The sequence below is a fragment of the Rhodoblastus acidophilus genome (assembly GCF_009720655.1).
Classification (GTDB): domain Bacteria; phylum Pseudomonadota; class Alphaproteobacteria; order Rhizobiales; family Beijerinckiaceae; genus Rhodoblastus; species Rhodoblastus acidophilus_A.
This window is the reverse complement of record NZ_WNKS01000003.1, coordinates 330,193-355,094: the sequence shown is the minus strand read 5'-3', so window position 1 is coordinate 355,094 and position 24,902 is coordinate 330,193. Positions and strand designations below refer to the sequence as shown.

Below are 24,902 nucleotides of genomic sequence, written 5' to 3'. Positions count from 1 at the left end.
CGCCTCCTGCGAAATAGGCCCTCAGGAGGAGCGCCGCGCTTCAGATTTCTTCCGGCGCCATGGCGATTGCGCCGCAGGGGCATTCGGCTTCGCAGACCCCGCAGCCCTTGCAGAAATCGTAATTGAACTTGAACCCCTTGCCGGCCCCGAGTTTGATCACCGCATTGTCCGGGCAGACGCCATAGCAATTGTCGCACTCGAAACAATTGCCGCAGGACAGGCAGCGCCGCGCCTCATAGAGCGCGTTGCTTTCGTCGAGGCCTTTGACAACCTCCTCAAAAGTCGAGGAGCGCCGGGCGATTTCCAGCGTGGGTCGCAGGGTTTGCGGGGCCTCGCCGTAATACCAGGGGTTGAGGTTTTCAAAACTCGCCAATTCGTGCTTCGGCGGCGGCGCATAGGTTTCGCCGCGCAAAAAAGCGTCGATGTGGCGCGCGGCTTTTTTGCCGTGGCCGACCGCGACCGTCACCGTGCGCTCGGACGGCGCCATGTCGCCGCCGGCGAAAATGCCTTTCGCGCCGGTCATCATGTCCGGGCCGACTTTGACGAGCCCGTCGGAAAATTCCAGGCCGGGCACGCCGTCGAGCAGGGAGAGGTCCACGTCCTGGCCGAGCGCGAGAACGACCGAATCGGCTTCAAGCGTCTCGAACTCGCCGGTCGGCTGTGGGAAGCCGGCCTCGTCCAGCTTCATCTTTTCGACCGTGATCGCGCCGGCGTCGACGTGCTTGATGGTGGACAGCCACTTCATCATCACGCCTTCTTCCAGCGCCTCCTCCAGTTCGAAATCATGCGCCGGCATTTTTTCGCGGGTGCGGCGATAGACGATGATCGCCTCTTCCGCGCCGAGGCGTTTGGCCGTGCGCGCCACGTCGAGCGCGGTGTTGCCGCCGCCATAGACGACGACGCGCCGCCCGAGCAGCGGTTTTTCCGCTCCCTCCATCGAGGCCAGCACCTGCACGGCGTCCAGAATCTTGGTCGCCTCGCCGGCGGGAATGTAGGCGCGCTTGGCGATATGGGCGCCGACCGCGAGGAAGGCCGCGTCGAACCCGCCTTCCTTTATCGTCGCCTGAAGGTCGGAAACCTTGCTGTTGTATTCGATGCGCACGCCGAGATCGGCGATGCGGGCGACTTCGGCGTCGAGCACGTCGCGCGGCAGGCGATATTTGGGAATGCCGAAACGCATCATGCCGCCCGGCGCGGGGCCGGCTTCCCTGAGCGTGACCTCGTGGCCGAGCATCGCCAGATGATAGGCGGCGGAGAGGCCCGCGGGTCCGGCGCCGACCACCAGAACCTTTTTGCCGCTCTTTTGCGTGGGCGGCGCGAACGCCCAGCCCTTGGCGATCGCCATGTCGCCCAGAAAACGCTCGACGGCGTTGACCCCCACGGCGGCGTCGATTTGGGACCGGTTGCAGGCGGTTTCGCAGGGGTGATAGCAGACGCGGCCCATGACGGCGGGCAGCGGATTGTTTTTCGTCAGCGCGCGCCACGCCGCTTCGTATTCGCCGGCTTCGGCAAAGCTCAGCCAGCCCTGGATGTCCTCGCCGGCCGGGCAGGCGGCGTTGCAGGGCGGCAGGCGGTGGACATAGTCGGGTCGGAACGTGCGCCACGTGCCCGTGTGGTTGGCGAGCGAGGTGCCGACGTCCAGCGTGATTGCGAAATCATGTTCCATGGTCGTGCCTCACGCTTCAGCGTCGTCGCCCAGAAGTCCGTATTCCTCGATATGCGCGTCGCAGATCGCTTGCAGTCTTTGCACCCGAGGGTCGTCGACGCCGTTGCGAAAGAGATGCGCGTAGCGCTTTTGCAGGATCAGATAGTCGCGCACCGGAACCTGCCGCCTGATCTTTCGCGATTGGGTGATGCGGCCGTGCTCCGCCTCGAAAATCGGATAGAGGCCGCATTCCACCGCCAGACGCGCCAGTTTTATCGTGTCGTAGGAGGGCGCGCCCCAGCCGAGCGGGCAGGGGACGTTGATCTGGATGTAGCGCGCGCCCGTGATGCCCATGGCCTTGATGACCTTGGCTTCGAGATCGCGGAGGTCGGCGACCGTGGCGGTGGCGACATAGGGAATGCCGTGGGCGACCGCGATCTTTGGCACGAATTTGCCGGTGCCAAACACATTGCCCGGCTCCGGCCCGAGCGCCGGCGTGGTGGCGGTGCGCGCCGCCGGCGGAGTCGCCGAAGAGCGCTGGACGCCGGTGTTCATGTAGCCTTCGTTATCATAGCAGATGTAGAGCACGTCGTCGTTGCGCTCAAACATGCCGGACAGGCACTGGAAGCCGATGTCGGTGGTGCCGCCGTCGCCGCCCTGGGCGACCACCCGCGTCTTCTTGCCCTTCACCCGCATGGCCGCCGCGACGCCGGTCGCCACCGCCGCCGCATTGCCGAACAGGGAGTGCAGCCAGGGCAATTGCCAGGAGGTTTCGGGATAGGGGGTGGTGAACACCTCCAGGCAGCCGGTGGCGTTCACCGCGATCAGGTCGTTGCCGGTGGCGCGCATGGCGGCGTCAATGGCGTAGCGGGCGCCGAGCGCTTCGCCACACCCCTGGCAGGCGCGATGGCCCGAGGTCAGAGCGTTGCTGCGCTCGGCGGACGCCTGCACCGACCGCTCTTCATCGGCGACGAGGCGGTTGCCGACGGTGAACGTGCCCTTTTGATAATATTTCAGCTTCTGTTGCTGAGTGAGCGTGCTGTCGTCCATGGCGTCTCACTCCTGCGGAAGATGGCTGGCCAGCGCGAGCTGTCGCAAAATGTTTTCCGCCGTCGAGCCGGAGCGGCGCACTTTTCGAACCCGGTGGATTTCGCGCCCGACCACGCGCTCGTTGAGGTCGAGGAAGAACGGTCCCTCCCAGGGCGCGTGGGCCGCGTCGTGGAACAATCGTTTCAGCGAGGCGCGGGTGATCGGGCGCCCGCCGAGCCCGGCGATGGCCGAATGCAGCCGGGGCCGGTTTTCGAGATTGCGCAGCACGCCGTCGGTGTTGTCGGCGAGCGGTCCGCCCAAGCCCACCGAAATGCTCTTTTCGACCACCACGACATGCTTCGCGGTTTTCAGGATGTCGCGCAAAGCCTCGACCGGGAAGGGGCGGTAGGACACCAAAGTGACCACGCCGATCTTTTGGCCCTCGTCGCGCAACTCGTCGACGACGTCCTTGATGGTGCCGACCACGGAGCCCATGGCGACGACAATGGTCTCGGCGTCCTCGGTGCGGTAGGCGCGCAGCAGGCCGCCCGACGCCCGCCCGAAAATTTTGGCAAAATCGTCGGAGAGCGCGGGGATCAGCCGCAGCGCTTGACGCTGCTTGTAATGGGCGAGGAAGCGGACTTCGGTAAAGGCCTCGGGGCCGACCATGGCGCCGATCGAGGCGGGATTGTCGGGATCGAGCACCTGCACGGGATCATAGGGCGGCAGGAAGGCGTCGACCTGCGCCTGCTCGGGGATGTCGACGCGTTCGAAGGCGTGGGTGAGGATAAAACCGTCGACGCAGACCATCACCGGCATGGACAGCTCTTCCGCCAGCCGGAAGGCGATGATGTGAAGGTCGACCGCCTCCTGGTTGTTTTCGGCGAACAGCTGCATCCAGCCGGCGTCGCGCATCGACATGGCGTCGGAATGGTCGTTCCAGATGTTGATGGGCGCGCCGATGGCCCGGTTGCCGAGCGTCATGACGATGGGCAGGCCGAGGCCGGCGGCGTTGTAAACCGCTTCCGCCATGAACAGCAGGCCTTGCGAGGCTGTCGCCGTGTAGGCGCGGGCGCCGGCGGCGGAGGCGCCAATCGCCACCGACAAAGCGGCGAATTCGCTTTCGACGTTGATGAATTCGCAATTTTCCAGCGCGCCGGATTTCACCAGCTCGCCCACGCCCTCGACGATATGGGTCTGCGGCGTGATCGGATAGGCGCAGATGACTTCGGGACGGCACAGCGCGATGGCCTCGGCGACCGCGTGGGACCCTTCCATTTGCTTCAGCATTGTTGGGCGCTCCTCAGGCGGTTGCCGCGCGTTCCTGAACCATGACGAGATCGTAGGCTTCCTGGGCGGCGGCGCTGTTGGCCTCGCCGACTTTTCCCGGAAACGCCTGGAGAATGGCGCGCTTGACGCTGTCGAAATGGACGAGGCCGGTGAGCGCGGCGAAGGCGCCGAGCAGGGCGGCGTTGGGCGCGGGACGCTTGACGTGTTTGAGCGCCAGTTCGGTGGCCGGCACGATCCTGGCGTGGCCCGGCGGCAGTTTGTCCGCCAGCGCGCGCAGGTGGAGGTCGTCAAAAGTCTTGTTGGTGTTGACCAGCAGATAGCCGCCCGGACGCAGGCCGGAAAACACGTCGACCACGCGCGGCAGCGTCGGGTCTTGCAGGATCAGGCAATCCGGATCCTGGATCGGTTCGCGTAAGCGGATCTCCTTGTCGTCGATTCGGCAAAAGGCGACCACCGGCGCGCCGGTGCGCTCGGAGCCGAAACTGGGAAATGCCTGGGCGTGACGCCCCTCCATAAAGGCGGCGACCGAGAGCATCTCCGCCCCGGTGACCACGCCTTGGCCGCCCCGGCCATGAATCCGGATCTGAAACACCTGCGTCTCCTGCCCATGGGGTCGCCAGTCTGTCGCCGGCCTTTTACCTTAAGCACATCATGCCTCGGTTTCCATGACCTCGCCTTGACATCTCGCAAAGATCGCGCCTTGTTTCGGACACGATTGACTGCTATCTGAACAAAATCGAGTTTTGGCCCCAGGGCTCGCGCTTCGGGGGCGATTTCGCGCTCAAGCGCGTCAATGATCTCCACAACATCGATAGAACCGGGCAGGGCGCGGAGAGCGCCCCGCATGATTACCGCCTTCAGGAAAGTACTCCCATGTCTACTGGAACCGTAAAATGGTTCAACGCCACCAAGGGCTACGGCTTCATCGCGCCGGACGCCGGCGGCGGCGACGTCTTCGTCCATGTCTCCGCCGTTGAGCGGGCTGGCCTGGCCGGCCTCAACGAGGGCCAGAAGGTCACCTACGAGATCGTGGTCGACCGTCGCACCGGCAAGTCCTCGGCGGACAAGCTGCAGGTCTCCTGAACAGCGACTTTTGCGGCAAGACCTTGGTCTTGCCGACTCTCCATTCCGCCACCCGGTGAACGGACGGGCGGGATGGAAAAAACTGCCGGCGCATGGGACGCGAATTTCTTGAAATTCATGCGTCGCCCGGATTTCTTTGACAGTCGGCCCATTCCGTGCGGGGCCTTCTGCGACCGTCCCGACGCCCATGGCGCGGGCGCGGCCCCACGAAAGCAACAATGACCAATTTTTCCGATCTCGGCCTCGCCGAGACCATTTTGCGCGCTCTTAAGACCGAAGGTTACGAAACCCCCACCCCCATTCAGGCGCAAGCCATTCCGCCCCTGCTCGAAGGGCGCGACCTCCTGGGGATAGCCCAGACCGGCACCGGCAAGACCTGCGCTTTCGCCACGCCGCTGATCACCCGGCTGCTCGCCTATCCCGAACATCCCCGCCCCAAGCAGACCCGCGTTCTCGTGCTCGCCCCGACCCGCGAACTGGCCGCCCAGATCGGCGACAGTTTCAGGGCCTATGGCCGCTTCGCCGGGTTGCGCGTCGCCACCATTTTCGGCGGCGTCGGCTTCGGCGCCCAGGTGCAGGCGCTTTCGCGCGGCCTGGACGTGCTCGTCGCCACCCCCGGCCGCCTGCTCGACCACATGCAGCAGGGCAATCTGCGGCTCGACGGCACCCACGCCGTGGTGCTGGACGAGGCCGACCACATGCTCGACCTCGGCTTCCTCGTGCCGATTCGAAAGATCTTTTCGAAACTGCCGAAGGCGCGGCAAACCCTGTTCTTCTCGGCGACCATGCCGACGGAAATCGCCACGCTCGCCGGCGAAATGCTTTTCAATCCGGTCAAAGTCTCGGTGACCCCGGTGGCCAAGACGGCGGACCGCGTGGCGCAGCGGGTGATCCATGTCGAGTCCAAGCGCAAGCGCGAGGTCTTGGTTGAGCTGCTGCAAAAGCCCGATTTCAGCCGCTCCATCGTCTTCACCCGCACCAAGCGCGGCGCCGACCGCGTCGCCTCGGCCCTGCTCGACGCCGGGCTGACGGCGGAGGCGATTCACGGCAACAAGAGCCAGAACCAGCGTCTGCGCGCGCTGGAGGGATTTCGCGCCGGCAAGGTGGCGGTTCTCGTCGCCACCGATATCGCCGCGCGCGGCATCGACATCGACGCGGTCAGCCATGTCGTCAATTTCGAGCTGCCGGAAGTTCCGGAGGCCTATGTGCATCGCATCGGCCGCACGGCGCGCGCCGGAGCGGAGGGCGAGGCCATTTCCTTGTGCGATCACGAGGAGCGCGACCTTTTGCGCGCGATCGAGAAACTGACGAAACAGGCGATTCCGGCGACCGATCTGCGTCTCGATCCCAACGCGCCCGTCGAGGCCGCGCCGGCGCCGAAGAAGCGCGGCGGACGTCCCCAGAACGGCGGGCGTCCCGCCAATGGTGCGCGTCCCGCGAATGGCGCTCCCGCCGCCGCAAGGCCGGCTCCGCGTCGGGACGGCCAGGGCCGGCCGGCGTCGCGGTCGCACGCGGAAGGCGGACGCTCTCAGGCGCGTCGCGGCTGACCTCTTCCATCCGGCCGCCGAGCCCCCACATAGGGCTCGGCGTGATCGCCTGGACGTTGACGAAACCTAGGGAACCTCAAGATGCGCAAAATGGGTTTTGTGGTGCTCGCTCTGATGCTCGCGGTCGGGATTCCGGCTGTCTCCGCCAACTCGGCGCAGGCTTGCGAGGGCAATTCCGCCAGCGCTGGCGGGAAATAACGTGAGGGCCAGGCGCCCCCAGCGGGACGCCTGGCCGCCTCGCGCTTTCAGGAATTATATTTTTTTGGAACAGTTGCGACCGCGCCGAAGCACAGCAAGGCGCGCGCCGGCGAAACCGTGTGGAATGCGCGGGCGAAACTTGACCGTGACATCAGTTGCTTGGTCGTGGGTTGACCCTGCACGCGCCGCGTGACGCCGACGGCGAGAACTGTCCCCGTTTCTGGCGAAATCCGTCCTTGACCTATTTTCCGGCTTGAACAGGATCAACCGGCGAAACTCTGATTGCATCCAGGCCGTGCGGTTCGCCACGACCCGCCTTACGATGGGACATCCGATGATCAAGGATCTAGCGAAAGCCCCGTTCGCCGCGCTCTCATTCAATCGCGCCAACGCGCCGTCGGACAAGGCGATGCGCGCGAACGCCTGGACAAGAAGCGCATCCGTCTGGGCGCTCGGCGCTCTGGTCGCCTTTGGCGCCGCAGCTCCGGCCCCGGCGCAGGAGGTCACGGGCGTGCTGGGCTCGCCCGGCGCCACGACGACGATCGACGGAAAGCAGTTGCCGCCGCCCGACCCGAAATTCGGCGGGCTCATCAAGCATGACGCGCTGCAATCGACGCCCTGGTGGGCGCCGCGCGTCGTCCCGCCCAAGGGCGCGCCGAACGTGCTGCTGGTCATCACCGACGACGCCGGCTTCGGCGTGCCCGGAACGTTCGGCGGCGTCATTCCGACCCCGACGATGGACGAGATCGCGCAGGAAGGCCTGCGCTACACCCGCATGTTCTCCACCGCGCTGTGCTCGCCGACCCGCGCCGCGCTGATCACCGGGCGCAACCACCATTCCGCCGGCTTCGGCGTCATTTCCGAGCAATCGACCGGTTATCCCGGCTACAACAGCATCATCGCCAAGGACAAGGCGACCATCGGGCGCGTTCTGCTCGAAAACGGCTACCACACCTCCTGGTTCGGCAAGGACCACAACACGCCGGCTTTCGCGGCGAGCCAAGCCGGTCCGTTCGACCAGTGGCCGACCGGGATGGGCTTTGAATATTTCTACGGTTTTGTTGGCGGCGACGCCAATCAGTGGCAACCAAATCTGTTCCGCAACACCACGCAAATATACCCGTTCCTTGGAAAACCTCCGGGAAGCTGGAACCTCGTTACGGCGATGGCGGACGACGCCATCGACTGGATGACGCGGATGCATCAGATCGATCCTGCCAAGCCGCTGTTCGTCAAATACGCGCCGGGCGCGACCCACGCGCCGCATCATCCGACCCAGGACTGGGTCGACAAGATCCACGCGCAGCATCTGTTCGACGACGGCTATGAAAAGCTGCGCGAACGCATTTTTGACAACCAGAAGCGGCTCGGCATCGTGCCCAAGGACGCCACGCTCACGCCCTGGCCGAGCGACAAGCTGAAGCCCTGGGACCAGCTCACGGATATTGAAAAGAAGCTTTTCATCCGTCAGGTCGAAGTGTTCGCGGCCTATGCCGCTTACAGCGACCATGAGACCGGCCGCGTCGTCGAGGCCATGAAGAGCCTGGGCGATCCCGATAATACGCTGGTCATCTACATCAACGGCGACAATGGGACGAGCGCCGAGGGCGGCCCCCTGGGCACGCCGAACGAGGTCGCCTTCTTCAACGGCCTCAACCAAATTCCGGCCGAAGTGCAGATGAAGTTTTATGACGTGTGGGGCACGGAGCAGACCTACAACCACATGTCGGCCGGCTGGTCCTGGGCTTTTGACACGCCGTTCGACTGGTTCAAACAGAATGCGTCACGGCTCGGCGGCGTCAACCAGAACATGGTGGTGTCCTGGCCGGCGCGGATCAAGGACAAGGGCGGCCTGCGTGAGCAGTTCACCCATGTCATCGACGTCATGCCGACAGTCCTGGAAGCCGCCGGCATCAAGGCGCCCGAAATGGTCGATGGCATCAAGCAGGCGCCCATCGAGGGAACGAGTTTCGCCTATACGTTCGACGCCGAGAACGCCAAGGCTCCCACGCGCCACAAGCTCCAGTATTTCGAGATGATGGGCCAGTGGGCGCTGTATGACGAGGGCTGGCTGCTCAGCACCAAGGTCAACCGCGCGCCCTGGGAGGCGTTCGGTCCGGCGAACCCGGACCCGCTCAACAATCAGGTGTTCCAGCTCTACGACTTGCGCAAGAATTGGAACCAGACCGACGATATCGCCGACAAACACCCGCTCAAGGTCGCCGAGCTGCGCGAAGCCTTTGTTCAGGAGGCGAAGAAGCATCAAGTTTTCCCGCTCGACGCCTCCGTGGCGGCGCGCGTGGTGGCGCCACGCCCCAACATCACCGCCGGGCGGACCGAGTTCGTCTACACGCGGCCGATGGTCGGTCTGCCGCAGGGCGATTCGCCGCTGCTGCTGAACACGTCCTATACGGTCACGGCCGATCTCGACGTTCCGCAGCAGGGCGGCGAGGGCATGATCCTCACCTCCGGCGGCCGCTTCGGCGGTTACGGTTTCTACCTGCTCAAGGGCAAGCCGGTGTTCCTGTGGAACCTCGTCGACCTCAAGCGCCTCAAATGGGAAGGCCCGGATGCGCTCGCGCCGGGCAAACATACGGTCGAGTTCGATTTCAAATATGACGGCCTCGGCCCGGGCACGCTGGCTTTCAACAACTTCTCCGGCGTCGGCCGCTCCGGCGTCGGCGAGTTGAAGGTCGACGGCAAGGTTGTCGCCACCCAAAAAATGGAGCGCACCCTGCCGATGATCCTGCAATGGGACGAGAGTTTTGATATCGGCTCCGACACGCTGACGGGGGTGAACGACGCGGACTATCAGCCGCCGTTCCCGCTGACCGCAAAACTCGACAAGTTGACGATCAAGCTCGACCGGCCGCAGTTGACGCCCGACGACATCAAGAGGCTGGAAGGTGTGAAGGCGGCCGCCGCCGACGGGCCGGTTTCGGACGAAATCGACTTCGTGCAGAAAATGGAGCAGAAGGTCGACAAGCTCAAGGAATGCCGCGAGAAGGCTCTGGCGGAAAAGCTTGACGTCGTCGACCGGATCAAATTCGTGCGCGGGTGCTTGCAGCAGTAACCCGCGGGCAGGTTAAACCACGGACATCATGCCCGGCCTTGTGCCGGGCATCCCGCCGACAGGCGAGAGAACATGCCGCACGTGTCGCGTTTCGGCGCCGCGTGGATGGCCGGGACGACGCGCGGCCATGACGACGTTGAGGTGTGTGGCGTCAACGGATGCTTGCGTATCTGTAGAACCGAAAACTGCCCCGGACAGCCGACCGAGCTTGCGACGTTCGATAAGGACAGAATTCCGCGCCAGTTGGGTTCGACCTGCACTCTCGATTGCACATGCGGCTTCTATCTGAGCACGGCGCGGCTGTCCGGGCCAAGTCGGGGACTTTGCCGCGCGTGTCGCTTAAAAAAACCGACTGCAGGGGCGAATGCCCGCGCAACCGCCTGATCCGAACGCCGGATCGCGAGCCGGGGCTGAACGAACTCTGTTCCAGGCCTCGAAAAGTCTTCAGGCGCGCGCTGCCGGCCGTGGAGCGCATCGCGGCCGACATCCGGCGGTCTGGAACGCTTTGGGCCGATTTCCAAGGCGCTTGTGGCGCGGCTCATTCGAGATGGAATGAGCCCATGTAAACCCGGATCTCGCGGGAAAAGTAGATCAGCGAGACGACGAGCAGCCCCAGGGCGACAATGAAAAAAAGCGCGGAGCCCGTGTTATGATCGATGCCGATCAGCGCGGTCACGAAAGCCAGGGTCAGCAGCCCCGCGGTCACCAGGGCGCTGAGCACGGCGAAATAGATCGCGCGTTGCAGGAGAATCATTCTCCGCTTGAACAGGCGGGCGAGTTTCGCCGCGTCCTCCTCGCTGTAGGCGTCTCCGCCCAGAAGGGTGCGCTTGCGGTCCACGACCCGGTCCAGCCTGCCCACCAGCACGGAGAGAAAGCCCGCAACCGCTCCGAGCAGGAAGGCCGGCGCGGTCGCGTGCGAAATGGCCAAGTGGATATGATCGGCGTCGGGGCCGCTTGGGAGCATGCGCGTCCTGAAGTGTGGCTTGCGGCGCCGCAGCTCAAAGCCGGTGGAGCATTGCGGCGGAGACATGAAGAATTTGGCTCACGCCATGGTGTCGCGCCGCCAAACCGCTCGCGGATGACGGCGCGCGCGGCTTACTCGCGGATGCCGTTCTTCTCGCGCCATTCCTTGAAGACCACATCCAACCCGTGGATGATCTTCTTGTCGGGGTTCGCCTTGCAATACATGATGATGTTGTGCTCGAGCGTTTTGGCGCGATCGGGCTTGACGAAGTGTTTTTTGGCCAGGCCATTGTACCAGCCGCTGTACCAGGCGGTCAGATAATCGGCGTCTTCCTGAAAAGTGTTCGCCAATTGCGCGCAGGTCAGCTCCTGCACGTCGATCCATCCCTTGGCGTCGGCATAGGTCGAGAGTTCGACCGGAGCGGCTTCGGCGGCGCCCATTGACGCAGCCGCAGCCAAAAATCCGAGGACCAGCGCATGTTTCATACAATTCACTCCATCATGAAAAATCGGGTTTTTAACGCGCGCGCTTGACCGCCGGCGGCTCCCAGGAACCGTTGAGAATCGACGGATCGTTTTCGGTGGGCCAGTACAGACGCAGCATCAGGTGGAATTTTCCTTTTGGCGCGGGCAGCCAATTGGCTTCCTTGTCTGCGCCGGGGCTTTCGTTCTGGATGGTGATGACCAGCGAGCCGTCGGACTCGAATTTCGGATTGGTCCGCATGCTCATGGAATAGCGGTTGATCGGATTGGCGACGAAGAACATGTTTTCGTCGTACATGGTCAGCGACCAGAACCCCTTGACCGGCGGCAGCTGGCCCTTTTCGAACCGGATTTCGTACTTTTGCGCGCCGTCGTAGGCGCGCAGCAGCGAGGCGCGCTGCGACATCGGATAGACGGCGTCCTGCGGCAGGTTGGCGCCGAGCCCGATCGCCGTGATGAAGGCGCGTTGCAGATAGTCGGTCCCGTAGGCGCCGGTCTTGGTCGTGAACAGCCAGCCGTGCTCCCGCTTGAGCGAGGTCATGTGCAGGAGGATGCGATCGAAGGCCAAGCGCGGCACGCGCGCGTCATAGCGGCGGTCGAGCGCCGCCGGGTCGAAATTTTTGCCGGCCTCCAGCCCGATCTCCTTGAAACGCTCCAGCGCGGGCGCGTCAGCGGCGGCGGGCGGGTTGCGCTTCAGCAGGTCGGCGAGCAGGGTGAAATAATCGTGCGCGGAAAGCTTGTTGACCTGGTCGCGGACCGGCGTCTTCATGTCGATCGCCGGATCGGCGGTTCCCGCCGGCGGCTTGTAGTCCTTGCCCCAGGTGTTCAGCGGCTGCACCTTGAAGGCGTCCTGCAGCGCATGGACCGCCGCGTAATCCTCGGGCGTGCCCGTGCAATAGATGCGGCCGAGCATCCAGACGATGGCGGTCGGCGACTTGAGCTGGGTCATGCCGGGGGGAATCGTCCCGCTCCAGCCCGGACCGGTGACGACAAAAGTTTGCGCGCCGGTTCCGGTCGTGCGGCTGCCGGGGGAGGCGAACACATTGGTCCAGCCGTCGAGGAACGGCAGCAGGTAGTAGCGGCCCTTCATGTCGGGCGCGTCGACCACCCAGGGCTCGGACCCGACGTCGAGGAAGGCGATGGTGTAGAGCGTGTCGGCGTTCGGCGCGGTGACGTCGCGATAGGCGGCGGTCGGGTACTCGCGCGCCTTGATGAGCTGTCCCATCGGCGCGCGGGTGCCGGCGGGTTCGGCCACGTTGGTCATGACCCGCCGGGTCATCTCCATGGTGACCAGCGGATAGCCGTAGATGTAGGCGTCCGAGGCGATATGAAAATCTTCGGCGCCTTCGATGAGGTCGGCGAGCGGATGGTCGAAGGCGAGCGCCGCGCCCGGCGCGACCGCGGCGCCGGTGAGAAGGCCGATGCCGCCCATCATGGCGGCGCGTCTGTCAAATTCCACGTGAGCCCCATTGAGTTGACGACCGAAGTCGCTGAAAACGAAAGCCCGGCCCGGGGATGTGGCCGGGCGATCACGGGCGCAAAAGCAGGCCGCCTTCGCGATCAGGCGGAGGCGGCCGCGAATTTATGTGAGCAAGATCAATAGGCCTAGAGCTTTTTCACGTTTCATGGAAACAGAAAAAAGCTCTAGAGTCTTGTTTTGACGCATTTTCTTCACGCGAACCGGTATCCGCTTCGCTTGAAAATGCTCTAGCGGCGGTCGACGCGACGGGTGGTGCGGCGGGTCGAGCGATGCGCGACGCCGGCGCGGGTCACGGTCTGCGTCGGCTGGACGCCGATGGCGGCGTCGGCCGGCGACATGCGGATGACCCCGGTCGCGGACGCCGGTTCCGCCAGAAGCGCGATGACGCCGAAAGCAAACAGAAATTTCTTCATGGCCCATTCCTCTGCTCTAGCCGCCGATGGACGGCTGACCCGGTGAAACCTGTGTCCTAAGCAAACATTCGTTGGTCGCCCAACGAATGTTTGCTTAGGTTCCTTTGTTTTCGCAGGATTTTCATCCGAAAACCGGGGGCCGCTTTTCGGAAATCCTGCTTAGGCAGTCACGAGGCGCCTGCGCCTCCTCCTGGGGAGCTTGGTTCGCGCCTTGGTTTTTCCGTCATCGAGACAGTCCAGAATTGCCGACGGGTCCGATCCGCTGCATGATGCGCATTGGCGCAGGTCAATTAACGCTTGAATTAAAAGCTAGGGAAAGCCGGGACGGGGGCCAAGGACAGATGCCGCCAGAAAAGGGGACACTTGTTGCTGGAGCGCCGGCGCCTGCGGAGATCCCGCTCGCCTCGGCGCACGACCGGGTGGTGCCGCTGCATGTCATGTCGCCGCTGATCGCCCATGCCTTCGAACGCGGCTGGAATGCGCGCGAGATTTTTCCTTTTCTGGAGTTCCAGGGGGACCATCCCTCGGACGGCGGACGGCGCTTCAGCTATTTCGAGGCGCGGCAGGCCTACCTTCGCGCCCGGGAAAAAGTCGGCGAAGAGTTCGTCGTCGATCACGCGTTTCGAAAATCCATCGCGAATTTTGGAACCGTCGGGCTTGGCATGATGGTGCAGGCGTGCGCCGAAGCCGCGCTGCGGTTCGCGCTCGACTTTCAGACGCTCGCCGGTTCGGTCTTGCGGCTCGACATGGAGACGCACGGCGACGAAACGGCGGTCGTCGCCCGCGACCTCTATGCGGACGAGGAACTCGGGCAGTTCTGGCGGCTCGATCACCTTCTCACCGTCGTCCACCTCCTCAGGCAACTTCCCGGCGAGGCGCCGGAGCCCGTCCGCTTCGAGATCGAGGGGCGCCTCGGCCGCGGTCTGAAAGGGGTTTTGGCGAGACGGCTCGCCGCGCGCATCGTCGATGACGCCGACCGGTCCCGCGTCGTCTATCGCAGCCGGGACCTTCGCGCGCCCCTGCGCCTTCCCGATCCCGCCGCCGCTCACATGTTGCGCCGCGCGGCCGAAAGGGAGCTGGCGTCCATGGGTCGGATCGACGCGCGCAGTCTGGTCGAGCGCATTGTCGAGAGGGACGGGACGCTGAGGGGACGGCGGGAAGTTTCCTCGGAACTCGGCATCAGCGAAAGGTCGCTGGACAGGCTCCTGGCGCGGGAGGGGGTGCGGTTCTCCGAGATGGTGGCGTTCCAGCGCATCCGCAAAGCCAAGGGTTTTTTGCGCGACGGCGAGACGGTGGAGCGTGCGGCGGAACTTACCGGATATTCCGATGCGCGCAGTTTTCGTCGGGCGTTTCAGAAGGCGACGGGATTGAGCCCCTTGGCGTTCAAGTCGGCGTGGAAAGCGGCCCCGCGCGCCTGAAGCCGCGAGGATGGCGCCGCCTCGTTTCGCGAACCTCCGGCGCGGCGCGGTCCCCGCAAGGCGTCAGGCGTTTCCGCCACCGTCGGCGCCAGGAAAATTGATTGGCTTGGCTACACAATCAAAATGTGTGGGTTAGATGGATTGCGAACGGGACGCCGAAGGAGAGGTGCGTATTTCATCAATGATATAGAGAGGCCGGCGCTTGGATTCCATGTAGAGCCGGCCAAGGTACTCTCCAATAACGCCCATGAGCATGAACTGCACGCTCGCGACGGCCAGAATAATCAACGTCATGGAGGTCCAGCCGCTGACGGTGTTGCCCAGCAGATAAGAAATCAACGCATAGAGCATCATCACCAGGGCGATTAAACTCACGGCGAAGCCCAGGTAAGAGGCGAGACGCAGCGGCCGTATGGAAAACCCCGTGATCGCGTCCAAAGCGAAGCGGATCATTTTCGCCAGCGGATATTTGGAACTGTCGGCAAAACGCGGGGCGCGGGCGTAGGGCACGGCTTCCTGGCGGAACCCCAGCCAGCTGACCATCCCGCGAATGAAGCGATGATGTTCCGGCATGGCGTTGAGAACATCCAGCGCCCGACGGCTCATGAGACGGAAATCGCCGGTGTCGGTGGGAATGGAAACATCCACCAGCCTGTCGAGCACGCGATAGAAGAGATAGGCGGACAGTTTCTTGAACCGCGTTTCCCCCTGGCGCTCAATGCGCTGCCCGTAAACAACGTCGGCCCCGGCGTCCATGCGCGCCATCATTTCGCCGAGCAATTCGGGGGGATCCTGCAGATCGGCGTCGATGATGAACACCCGGTCGCCGCGCGCCAGGGACAGTCCCGCCGACAGTGCGAGCTGATGGCCATGGTTGCGCGAAAGGTTTACCGCCACGACGCGCGGATCCTGGGCTGAAAACCGCGCCATCACATCCCAGGTCCGGTCCGAGGAACCGTCATTCACCAGGACGATTTCGTAGTCGTCGGCCGCGCAGGTCTGGCAGGCGGCGACGATCCGCCGGCGCAACGCGTCGAGACCATTCTCTTCATTGTAGCAGGGCACAACGACAGACAGTTGCAATAGATTGGTTCCTTGAACGTGCAATTCACGCGCGTAACATTCCGCTCTTGATATGTCGAGAATGAAAGCGGCGCCTCGCTCAAGCGGCTGCTGCGCCTGCTCCGCGTCTTGCGGGGGATTGATGACATTGAGCGGCGGAGGGCGCGGGAACGATCCGCCTTTTCAGTAACCGACGTCTCCCGCCGGCGGCTCCTGCTCGCCGCGCTCCGGCGCGCGCTTCACGGCGGGGTCGATTGGCCTCGCGCCCTGATTCGCGGGCTGGGCGCTTGGCGACCCGGACGGAGCGCTGACGGTTTCGGGCGGCGGATCGGCGGCGCGCGGGGTCTGGGCGAGGGCGGCGCCGGACATCAGCGCGGCTGCGAGCGCAGCAAGAGTCGCCGAGCGTCCAATCATGCCTGTCCTCGCGCTTCAATCCTGCGCGCCAAACGTTCCGCGATCTTGAAAGTTCCGTCGGCGCGGACTTGATCGTCGGCCGGCTTCGGGCAGAATGGGGGCGACATTCCGGGAGCGCCGCCATGAAGCCTTTGATCCTCGGCCTCGCCGTTTCGCTGGCCTGCGCCGGCGCGCAAGCGGGGCCCGCCCAAGCCGGCGCCGCACAGGAGCGCGACGCGCTGATCCGGCTGATCGCCGACGCCTCCGCCTGGAGCGAGATGTGCGTCAATTACGCCGTCGATCCCGCCGCGCTCGCCCTGTTCCGCGATGTCCACCGCATCCGGGTCGATGGCCATTACATAAAAGTTTACGGCTTCGCCTATGCGCGCCAGCACGCCGCCGCCAATGAAAGCCACCGTTTTTTTGCCGCCTGCGACCGGGCCCTCGCCCTTTACGGACCCTATGGAAGCCTTGCGCCGGGTCTCGTGAGGCCGCTGTTCCACGGAACGGTCCCGGACCAGAAGATCAACCTTGATCGCTTTTGACGCTCAAGCTTGACGCTGCTATCCACGGGCCATGATCGCCCACCCCGACAAGGCCAGGAAAATCCGGGTCGCCGACCGCGAATTTCTGGCGCGCGGGCTGAAGCCCAGTCTGTTCGGCGACCTCTTCCACAATTCCATGCGGCTGTCCTGGCCGGCGTTCTTTGCCGGGTTCGCCGTCTATTTCCTGACGATGAACCTGCTGTTCGCCAGCCTGTTCCACCTCGGCGGCGACTGCATCGCCAATGCGCGGCCGGGGTCGTTCCTGGACAAGTTCTTCTTCTCCGTCGAGACGCTCGCCACGGTCGGCTATGGCGATATGCACCCCGCCAACGCCTACGCCCATCTCGTCGTCACCGCCGAAATTTTTACAGGCCTGTCGACCCTCGCCGTGTTCACCGGCCTGATCTTCGCGCGTTTCTCAAGGCCGCGGGCGCGCGTCATTTTCGCGGAGGCGCTGGTGATCGGTCCGCACCAGGGTGAGACGACGCTGATGGCGCGGCTCGCCAACGCCCGCCACAGCGTGGTGACCGAGGCCGAAGCCGACCTCTGGCTCATCTATGCGGAAACCACTCTGGAGGGCCGCCGCTTCGTTCGCTTCCGTCCGCTGCCGTTGGCGCATCGGCGCAATCCCATTTTCGTCCTGTCCTGGACCCTGTTCCATACGATCGACGAGTCGAGCCCGCTGCACGGCCTGACCCGCGACGACCTCAAGGCGATGGACGCGCGCATCCTGCTCGTCTTCAACGGCCACGACGAGGCCTCGGGCCAGACGCTGGTCGTGCGCCGCGGCTACCATTTCGACGAGTTGCGCTTCAATCATGTGTACGCGGACATCGGCGCGCAGCCCACGGAGGAGGGCGCGCTGCAGGAAATCGACTATCGGAAAATCCACCAGACCGAGGCGGTGGATTGATTTCTCACTCCGCGCGGCGGTTCAGCGTTTTCACCGCCAGCTCGGTGCGGCTGCGGGCGTTGTGCTTTTCCAGGATGCGGCTGACATAGTTCTTCACCGTGCCTTCCGCGAGCTTGAGTTGCGCGGCGATCTCCTTGTTGCCCTTGCCGGCGACGATCAGCTGCAAAATATCGTTTTCGCGGTCGGTGAGCGCTTCCTGGTCCAGGTCGTCGTCCAGCGGCGCCGCCGGGCGGCGCACGCGGCGGAATTCGTCGAGAAGCTTGCGCGCGACATTGGGCGCGAGCCGCGAATGGCCGCGCGACACCGCGCGGATCGTCTCCAGAATTTCCTCCTCCTCGGCGTCCTTGAGCAGATAGGCCTGGGCGCCCGCGCAAATCGCGTCGAAGATCAGCTCGTCGGTGTCGAAGGTGGTGAGGATGATCACCTGCGCGTCCGGGCAGTCGCGGACGATCTGGCGCGTCGCGGCGATGCCGTTGAGCCGGGGCATCTGGATGTCCATCAGCACGATGTCGGGCTGCCAGCGCCGCGCCTCCTGCACCGCCTCCGCGCCGTCGGCGGCCTGGGCGACGATCTCCAGGTCGCTCTCCAGCGCCAGCATGGACGCGAAGGCGCGGCGGATCATCGGTTGATCCTCCGCGATCAGAATGCGGATGCGTTGACCCGGCGCCAATCCGTCTCTCCGGTCACGAGGAAGGCGGCGTCCGCCGCCGCACGACAAACCGCAACTGTTCTCTGCCGCCGTCGGGAAGCTGCCGGGCCCGCGAAAAATGGCGCCGCCCGAATACGGAAAGGGAGCGATTATCCGCCCAGCTCTAGCCGCTTTCCCGACAAGATGCAATTGCCTGTCTCGATAGGGCAAATCCGTCCGCTCGCGCGCCGTCGCGCGCGTCCGATCCCGGCTCAGCCGCCCCGCGCGGCCTGGGCGACCACGACAATGCGCGTTCCCACGCCCGGCGCTGAGGCGAGGTTGAACTGCGCGCCGATCATTTCGGCGCGCTCGCGAATGCCGATCAGGCCATAATGTCCCGAGGGCGGCTGGTTGGGATCGAACCCGCGTCCATTGTCGTCGATCACCAGCGTGGCCGCGCCGTTCTCGTCGACGGCGAGGGTGACGCCGACGCTGGTCGGCTGCGCGTGAAGTTCGGCGTTGCGCAAACCCTCTTCGGCGATGCGGTAGAACGTGTCGGCCACCTCCGGCCCCAGCGACTTCACGCGGGCGTCGAGGTCCACCAGCACATGCACGCCGGTGCGATCGGCAAAACGCCGCGCCAGTCCTTCGAGCGCCGCGCCCAGCCCCTCCGGCTCCAGCGGGTGGCTGCGCAAATCGGCGATGGCGGCGCGCGCGCGCGACAGGCCGTCGCGCACCGCCTGTTCGGCGAACGCCAGCTCCTCCATGAGACGCGTCGGGGCGTCGAGCCCGGCGGTCTTGCGGATCAGGCGGATTTGCGGGCTCAGCGCCACCAGCGAATGCACCAGCGTGTCGTGCAGGGCGTGGGCGATGCGCAGGCGCTCGCGCATCACGGCGTTGACGCGCGCCTCCTCGGCGCGGGCGGCGGCCTCGGCGCGCAGCCGCAGCAGGTCGGTGATGTCGCGGCCGATCGCCTGATATTCGGCGCCGCCGCCAACCCAATGCACGCGCCACCAGATCCACACCAGTCCGCCGTCGGCTCCGCGGGCCGCCTGTTCGAAGGACGCCGCCTGCTCGAAATAGCTCGCCGATTTCGCGAAGAAACGCGCGCGCCAAAACTCCTCCGGCGACGACGCCAGCAGGTCGTCGACCGGGCGTCCCAGAATTTCGCCCTCGGACAGCGCCAGCAGCCGGCAGACCGCCGTGTTGACGAAGGAGACCCGCATGTCGGGCCCCAGGCGCAGCACGAGGTCGCTGTCGTTCTCGACGATGTCGCGGTAGAGCGCCGCCTGTTCGCGCAACACGCGGCCGGCGCTGGCGGCCTGGTCGGCGAGAATCTGGGTCTGGCGGCGTTCATGGGCGAGCTGGCGCTCGAATTCGAGCACGCCGGCGTCGGCGGCGGCGTAGAGGAGCAGCCCGCCGTTTTTTCGCTCCCGGACCAGCGTGAGCGCGAAGGGTGTTTCGACCGTCGGCGGCAGTCTCAGGCCGGGAAGGTCCATGCGCTCGCGCGCGCCGTCGCGCAACGCGGCCAATTGCGTTTCGAGGCCGAAGAACACGGGACTGTCGGCGAGCGGCGCGCCGACCGGCGGCAACCAGTCCAGCAGCCGCCCCTGCACGGCGCGCAGCCTCAGGTCGGGGCCGATGCGGGCGAAGGCGAACAGGCTCATGTCCAGAGCCGGCGCCAGATCCTGAAGGGGCGCCAAATCCCGAGGGGGCGCCAGATCTGGCGCCGGCCCGTCAGGGCTCGCGCCGGCCGTGCTCAAAATTTCTGCTGCACGCGGACGCGGCCGGACCATTCGGGCGAGGCGGTCCAATGGTCGGAATTCGTCGATGGCTGGGGCGTCTGCGTCTTGCTGAGCGTGTAGGACAGCTCGCCGCCGATCATGAGGTTTTTCAGCGGCGTCCACGCCAGATTGCCGCCGACGATGGTTTCGCGGTAGTCGCCGGCGCCGGCGACCGTCGCCGAGCTCTGGTTCACGGCGTCTGGATAATTCATGCCGAACACGCTGGCGAACAGCGAGGAGGAGACGGTGGGCGACCAGAAATGTTTCAATGCGGCGACGATGGCGTAGCCGCTCGACTTGTCGCAGCGCCCGAACGGCTGCGCTCCGACCACGCAATCGTAGTCGTAAGCCGACAGGCCGGGGCCGACGCCGCTGAGGTTCGGGCCGGACAGCGAGGGCCGGCCGAAGTCGCCGAACGTGCTCTGGTTGTCGCCGGCGACATAGGCCGAGGCGCCGCGCGCATAAGTCGCCTGGAGGATCATGGCGTCGGCGTCGGACAGGGCGGGCAGGTTGACTTTCAGGCCGCCCTGGGCCGCGAACCCCCATTGCGAGGACGAGGCGCCGGGCGGATTGACCGAGGGCGGCGCGGTGTAGGCGGTCTGCAGCTGATGGACGGCGCCGCTGATTTGCGCCAGGCCGAACGGGCTTTCGATGCGCACAGCGCCGACGAGATCGGGCGCGACGGGGCCGGTGTTCGCGGCGGTCGCGTTCGGAACGATGGTCTGGCCGATGGCGCCCCAGCGCTCCCGGGGATTTTCCACCGACACCACGGCCGTGACGCCGGGCGTCGGCGCGAAGGCGTAGGAGACCAGTTCCGTGCGGGTGTTGGAGCCGCGCAGCGGCGTGAAATTCCAGGCGTCGGCGTAGAAGTCGAAGGCCGATTGCGCGCGCCCCGCCGTCCAGCCGGCGAAGGTGAGATAGGCGAAGTCGAGTCGGCTGAGATTGCTCCAGGTGCTGGGATTGCTGGCGCCGGCATAGCCGGCGATGCCGCTGACATAGGCCGAAATCAGACCCGCCTCGGTGGGCAGCCGCGCCGTGGCGTTCAGCCCCACGGCGAAGGCGCCGCCGAATTGCTGGGCGGGCCGCGACGTGGACGTAAAGGGCAGGGCGGCGCCGGGCGGCGGCGACGGCAGCCAGTTGGTCAGGTTGCGCGGCTCCAGCTGGGCCGCGGCGACGCCGCCGAACGACAGGCAGATGTCGGAGCCGGGTACAGCGAAATAGGAGGCGCCATAGGCGTCGCAGGCGCGGGCATAGCTGGGGGCGTCGCTGGCGCTGGGCGCGAGGGAACGCTCCGCAGCCCGCGCCGGAAACGCGGCGAGGGGCAGAAGGACGAGAGCGGCGATCTTGCGAGTCGACGCGGTGTTCATTTTTCGCCTTTCCGGCCCCGATCCCCCGCGAAACAGGGGATCGAAGCAGAATTCACTTTCTTCCGGAACCGATCCGGAAACCTTCTCCCTCATATAGCATCGATTGGGCCTTTTTTCCGGCGGGGGATCACGTCCTGCCGGGTTCTTCCGCGTGGTGTTGCGCTTCCGCCACAACCACCGCCGTCATGTTGACGATGCCGCGCGCCGTGACCGAGGGGGTGATGATGTGGGCGGGTCGCGCGGCGCCGAGCAGGATGGGCCCCACGGGGAGCGCGTCCGCCATCATCTTGGTCATCTGGTAGGCGATGTTGGCGGCGGGAAGATTGGGCATGATCAGGATGTTGGCCACGCCCTTGAGCCGCGAGTCCGGGAAGACGCGCAGACGCTTGACCTCGGAAAGCGCGCTGTCGGCCTTCATCTCGCCGTCGGCTTCGAGCTCCGGCGCCAGTTCGCGCAAAATGTCCACGGCGGCGCGCATTTTGGCGGCCGAGGGCGAATCGTCCGAACCGAAATCCGAATCGGAGACGAAGGCGATTTTCGGCGTCAGGCCGAAGCGGCGGGCGTGGGCGGCGCAGAGCACGGCGGTCTCGGCGATCTCCGCCGCCGAGGGGTCGCGGCGCACATGGGTGTCGGCGATGAAAAACGCGCCCTTGCTGGTGATCATCAGGCTCATGGCGGCGAAATCCGACACGCCCGGCGCGACGCCGATCACGTCGCGCAGAAAACCGAGCCGTTCGGTGTAGCGCCCCTCCAGGCCGCACAGCAGGCCGTCGGCCTCGCCGCGCGCCAGGGCGAGGGCCCCGATCACCGTGTTGTTGGTGCGCACCAAAGTGCGGGCAAGGCCGGGATTGACGCCGCGCCGCCCCGCGATCGAGACGAGCGAGGCGACATAATCCTTGTAGCGGGGGTCGTTTTCCGGATCGATCAGGTCGAAATCGCGGTCGAGCGTGACGGCGAGACCGAATTTTTTCAGGTTTTTTTCGATCACGGCGCGGCGGCCGATCAGGATGGGGCGGGCGATGCCTTCCTCCACCACCGACTGCACCGCGCGCAAAACCCGCTCGTCCTCGCCTTCCGAATAGACCACGCGGCGCGGATTTGATTTGGCCGTCTGCATCAGCGGCTTCATGATGAAGCCGGAGCGGAACACCGTGCTTTCCATCTTGGCGCGATAGGCGTCGAAATCCGTGATCGGATGGCGGGCGACGCCGCTCGCCGCGGCGGCCTTGGCCACGGCGGGGGCGATGCGCAGCATCAGGCGCGGATCGAACGGCGAGGGGATCAGGCTGGTCTTGCCGAAGGCGGGGGCGATGCCGGCGGCGCGGGCCACCTCGTCGGCGGGCGGCTCCTGGGCCAGCGCCGCGATGGCCTCGACGGCGGCGAGCTTCATCGCCTCGTTGATCGTGGTGGCGCCGACATCGAGCGCGCCCCGGAAAATATAGGGGAAGCACAGGACATTGTTGACCTGGTTGGGATAATCCGAGCGCCCCGTGCACAGCACGGCGTCGGGGCGCACCGCCAGGGCCTCTTCCGGCAGGATTTCCGGATGCGGATTGGCGAGCGCCAGGATCAGCGGCGTCGCCGCCATTTTCGCCACCATGTCGGGCTTGAGCACGCCGCCGGCGGACAGGCCCAAAAACACGTCGGCATTGGGAATGACTTCGGCCAGGGTGCGGGCGGAGGTGTCCTGGGCAAACGTTTCCTTCAGCGGGTCCATCAGCGTGTTGCGGCCCTTAAAGACCACGCCGTCGAGGTCGGTGACCCAAATGTTTTCGCGCCTGGCGCCGAGGGAAACCAGCAGGCTCAGGCAGGCGAGGGCCGCCGCGCCGGCGCCGGACGAGACGATTTTCGCCTCCTCGATGCTTTTTCCGGCGAGTTTCAGGCCGTTGGTCACGGCGGCGCCGACGATGATGGCGGTGCCGTGCTGGTCGTCGTGGAAGACGGGGATCGACAGTTTTTCCCGCAGGCGGCGCTCGACCTCAAAACATTCCGGGGCCTTGATGTCCTCCAGGTTGATGCCGCCGAAGGTGGGTTCGAGTGCGGCTATGGCGTCCACCAGTTTGTCGACGTCCCTTTCGTTCAACTCGATGTCGAACACGTCGATGCCGGCGAATTTTTTGAAGAGCACCGCCTTGCCCTCCATCACCGGTTTTGCCGCGAGCGGGCCGATGTCGCCCAGGCCCAGCACGGCCGTGCCGTTCGTCACCACGGCGACGAGGTTTTGGCGGGCGGTGTAGAGCCCGGCCTTGTCGGGGTCGGCGGCGATTTCGAGGCAGGGCGCGGCGACGCCGGGCGAATAGGCGAGCGCGAGGTCGCGCTGGTTGCCGAGCGGTTTCGTCGCGCGGATCTCCAGCTTTCCGGGGCGCGGATGCGAATGATAGATCAGCGCGCCGGATTGCAGGTCGGACGACAGGCCTTCGCTCATGGACGTTTCCTCGAATGTCTTCCCCGCGCGGCGTTTTGCCGCGACTCGGTACTTTAGTCGGAGACGATATAGGCCAGCGCGCGCCGCCGCGCCATCGACAGAATGGACCAGACGGCGCCCGCATTCTGCGCTTTTCCCTTGGCGCTCCGGGGCGTAAAAGAATTTTTTCCGCGGGCGCTGCGCCCGGTGCATGAGAAGGATTCGACGAAATGGTCGAGACGGTGACGCGCGACGAATTGAAGCAGGGACTCGCGGACGGAAACATCCTGCTGCTGGACGTGCGCGAACCCAATGAATTCGCCGAGGGGCATATTCCCGGAGCGGTGAATTTCCCGCTTTCGACCTTCGACCCGCAAAACCTGCCGCGCGAGGCGGGGAAACGAATCGTGTTTTCCTGCCGCTCGGGACAGCGCACCCAGCGCGCCATCGACATGGCGCGGCTTGGCGGGCGCAAGGACGCCGACACCCATTACGCCGGTTCGATGAACGATTGGCTGGCGGCGGGCGAGCCGGTGGAGAGATAGGTTTACGTCAGCCGCTCGATCAGATCGCGCACATGCGTCTCGATCAGCGGCAGGGCCATTTCGGGCGGGGCGAAGTCGATGTCGTGGATGTGCCAATATTCGATCCGCTCGGGCGGGGCGGTCTCGGCCCAGGCGGTGAAGCGCGCGCGGATCAGCGGCAGGTGCTCCGTCCGTTTCAGCGCGACGATGTGATCGGCGGCGTCGAGCTCGCCGACGGAGACTTGCAGGGGGTGGCGGGCGGAATCGCGGTCGAAGGCGACGCCGCGCTCGCGTAGCGCCTGCGCCGTGGCGTGCGCGATGGGGCCGATATTGCCTGTGCCGAGGTCGACGGCGACGCCGCGCGAGATCGCCCGCCAGTTGTTTGGCGAGAGGGCGTTAAAAAGTTCTTCGGCGAACCGGCTGCGGTAATAATTGCCGGTGCACAGGAACAGCATGGTTTTCATGGGGCCTCGCAGGGATTGGCCCGGATTGTGCCACGGTAATTTGTCATTCCTGCGCCAAAGGGCTGCTCGTTCTCCTGCGGGAGGGGGGCGCGCGGCGTCCTCGGAGAATTTTTCAGAGCGCGGCTTTGCAACAACGGTGAAACGTCTTTGGCGCTCATCGCCGCAACCCCTCATCCGTCTCGCGCCTTTGGCGCGA

General features: G+C 65.3%; 22 protein-coding genes. 7 read left to right on the top strand and 15 right to left on the bottom strand.

What is annotated here, in order from left to right:
* Positions 1–40: 40 nt before the first annotated feature.
* The 4 genes from GJ654_RS06040 to GJ654_RS06025 are packed head-to-tail and all read right to left on the bottom strand — an operon-like array spanning position 41 to position 4,556.
* Entirely contained in the window at positions 41–1,666 is a 1,626-nt protein-coding gene (locus GJ654_RS06040) for an NAD(P)-binding protein (RefSeq protein ID WP_155445225.1), read from the bottom strand.
* Between the two features lie 9 nt (positions 1,667–1,675).
* Positions 1,676–2,695, bottom strand: coding sequence for a thiamine pyrophosphate-dependent enzyme (locus GJ654_RS06035; RefSeq protein WP_155445224.1), 1,020 nt, complete (start codon positions 2,693–2,695; stop codon positions 1,676–1,678).
* 6 nt (positions 2,696–2,701) lie between these two features.
* Complete coding sequence (locus tag GJ654_RS06030; RefSeq protein WP_155445223.1) at positions 2,702–3,964, bottom strand: transketolase C-terminal domain-containing protein; 1,263 nt, start codon at positions 3,962–3,964, stop codon at positions 2,702–2,704.
* Positions 3,965–3,977: 13 nt separating this feature from the next.
* Positions 3,978–4,556 (bottom strand): 2-oxoacid:acceptor oxidoreductase family protein, encoded by a 579-nt coding sequence (locus GJ654_RS06025; RefSeq protein WP_264586115.1) that lies wholly within the window; start codon positions 4,554–4,556, stop codon positions 3,978–3,980.
* 281 nt (positions 4,557–4,837) lie between these two features.
* On the opposite strand from GJ654_RS06025, the gene GJ654_RS06020 reads away from it, so the two are divergent.
* The 3 genes from GJ654_RS06020 to GJ654_RS06010 all read left to right on the top strand — a co-directional run bounded on the left by GJ654_RS06020 (position 4,838) and on the right by GJ654_RS06010 (position 9,865).
* Entirely contained in the window at positions 4,838–5,047 is a 210-nt protein-coding gene (locus GJ654_RS06020; protein WP_155445222.1) for a cold-shock protein, read from the top strand.
* Positions 5,048–5,265: 218 nt separating this feature from the next.
* A complete protein-coding gene (locus tag GJ654_RS06015) occupies positions 5,266–6,594 on the top strand; it encodes a DEAD/DEAH box helicase (RefSeq protein WP_155445221.1) in 1,329 nt (442 codons plus the stop codon).
* A gap of 607 nt (positions 6,595–7,201) precedes the next feature.
* Positions 7,202–9,865, top strand: coding sequence for an arylsulfatase (locus GJ654_RS06010; protein WP_155445288.1), 2,664 nt, complete (start codon positions 7,202–7,204; stop codon positions 9,863–9,865).
* Between the two features lie 538 nt (positions 9,866–10,403).
* Here the strand turns inward: GJ654_RS06010 and GJ654_RS06005 are convergent.
* The 4 genes from GJ654_RS06005 to GJ654_RS05990 all read right to left on the bottom strand — a co-directional run bounded on the left by GJ654_RS06005 (position 10,404) and on the right by GJ654_RS05990 (position 13,204).
* Positions 10,404–10,829 (bottom strand): DUF2721 domain-containing protein, encoded by a 426-nt coding sequence (locus GJ654_RS06005; RefSeq protein WP_196305446.1) that lies wholly within the window; start codon positions 10,827–10,829, stop codon positions 10,404–10,406.
* 131 nt (positions 10,830–10,960) lie between these two features.
* A complete protein-coding gene (locus GJ654_RS06000; protein ID WP_155445219.1) occupies positions 10,961–11,314 on the bottom strand; it encodes an HdeA/HdeB family chaperone in 354 nt (117 codons plus the stop codon).
* 31 nt (positions 11,315–11,345) lie between these two features.
* Positions 11,346–12,770 carry a DUF1254 domain-containing protein gene (locus tag GJ654_RS05995; protein ID WP_264586116.1) on the bottom strand — a complete coding sequence of 475 codons (1,425 nt, stop codon included), beginning with the start codon at positions 12,768–12,770 and terminating at the stop codon, positions 11,346–11,348.
* Positions 12,771–13,018: 248 nt separating this feature from the next.
* Positions 13,019–13,204, bottom strand: a complete 186-nt coding sequence (locus GJ654_RS05990; protein WP_155445218.1) for a hypothetical protein — start codon at positions 13,202–13,204, stop codon at positions 13,019–13,021.
* Positions 13,205–13,545: 341 nt separating this feature from the next.
* On the opposite strand from GJ654_RS05990, the gene GJ654_RS05985 reads away from it, so the two are divergent.
* Complete coding sequence (locus GJ654_RS05985; protein WP_196305445.1) at positions 13,546–14,622, top strand: helix-turn-helix domain-containing protein; 1,077 nt, start codon at positions 13,546–13,548, stop codon at positions 14,620–14,622.
* A 132-nt stretch (positions 14,623–14,754) separates the two neighbouring features.
* Here GJ654_RS05985 and GJ654_RS05980 read toward each other — a convergent pair whose 3' ends face one another.
* Both GJ654_RS05980 and GJ654_RS05975 read right to left on the bottom strand, forming a co-directional pair.
* A complete protein-coding gene (locus GJ654_RS05980) occupies positions 14,755–15,687 on the bottom strand; it encodes a glycosyltransferase family 2 protein (RefSeq protein ID WP_264586130.1) in 933 nt (310 codons plus the stop codon).
* Between the two features lie 180 nt (positions 15,688–15,867).
* The gene (locus tag GJ654_RS05975; protein ID WP_155445215.1) at positions 15,868–16,098 is read right to left on the bottom strand and encodes a hypothetical protein; all 231 of its coding nucleotides are present in this window, start codon (positions 16,096–16,098) and stop codon (positions 15,868–15,870) included.
* Positions 16,099–16,220: 122 nt separating this feature from the next.
* On the opposite strand from GJ654_RS05975, the gene GJ654_RS05970 reads away from it, so the two are divergent.
* Complete coding sequence (locus tag GJ654_RS05970) at positions 16,221–16,622, top strand: hypothetical protein (protein WP_155445214.1); 402 nt, start codon at positions 16,221–16,223, stop codon at positions 16,620–16,622.
* Between the two features lie 31 nt (positions 16,623–16,653).
* Positions 16,654–17,535 (top strand): ion channel, encoded by an 882-nt coding sequence (locus tag GJ654_RS05965; RefSeq protein ID WP_155445213.1) that lies wholly within the window; start codon positions 16,654–16,656, stop codon positions 17,533–17,535.
* A gap of 4 nt (positions 17,536–17,539) precedes the next feature.
* Here the strand turns inward: GJ654_RS05965 and GJ654_RS05960 are convergent, their stop codons facing one another.
* The 4 genes from GJ654_RS05960 to GJ654_RS05945 form a co-directional block, all read right to left on the bottom strand.
* Positions 17,540–18,205, bottom strand: a complete 666-nt coding sequence (locus GJ654_RS05960; protein ID WP_155445212.1) for a response regulator — start codon at positions 18,203–18,205, stop codon at positions 17,540–17,542.
* Positions 18,206–18,435: 230 nt separating this feature from the next.
* Positions 18,436–19,830: a PAS domain-containing sensor histidine kinase gene (locus GJ654_RS05955; RefSeq protein ID WP_196305444.1), complete on the bottom strand. Its 1,395-nt coding sequence runs from the start codon at positions 19,828–19,830 to the stop codon at positions 18,436–18,438.
* 92 nt (positions 19,831–19,922) lie between these two features.
* Positions 19,923–21,314, bottom strand: a complete 1,392-nt coding sequence (locus GJ654_RS05950; RefSeq protein ID WP_196305443.1) for a porin — start codon at positions 21,312–21,314, stop codon at positions 19,923–19,925.
* A 127-nt stretch (positions 21,315–21,441) separates the two neighbouring features.
* Positions 21,442–23,739: an NADP-dependent malic enzyme gene (locus tag GJ654_RS05945; protein WP_155445207.1), complete on the bottom strand. Its 2,298-nt coding sequence runs from the start codon at positions 23,737–23,739 to the stop codon at positions 21,442–21,444.
* 209 nt (positions 23,740–23,948) lie between these two features.
* Here GJ654_RS05945 and GJ654_RS05940 point away from each other — a divergent pair, with 209 nt between their 5' ends.
* Positions 23,949–24,263, top strand: coding sequence for a rhodanese-like domain-containing protein (locus tag GJ654_RS05940; protein WP_155445205.1), 315 nt, complete (start codon positions 23,949–23,951; stop codon positions 24,261–24,263).
* Between the two features lie 2 nt (positions 24,264–24,265).
* Here the strand turns inward: GJ654_RS05940 and GJ654_RS05935 are convergent, their stop codons facing one another.
* Positions 24,266–24,706, bottom strand: coding sequence for a low molecular weight phosphatase family protein (locus GJ654_RS05935; RefSeq protein ID WP_155445204.1), 441 nt, complete (start codon positions 24,704–24,706; stop codon positions 24,266–24,268).
* Between the last annotated feature and the right edge of the window lie 196 nt (positions 24,707–24,902).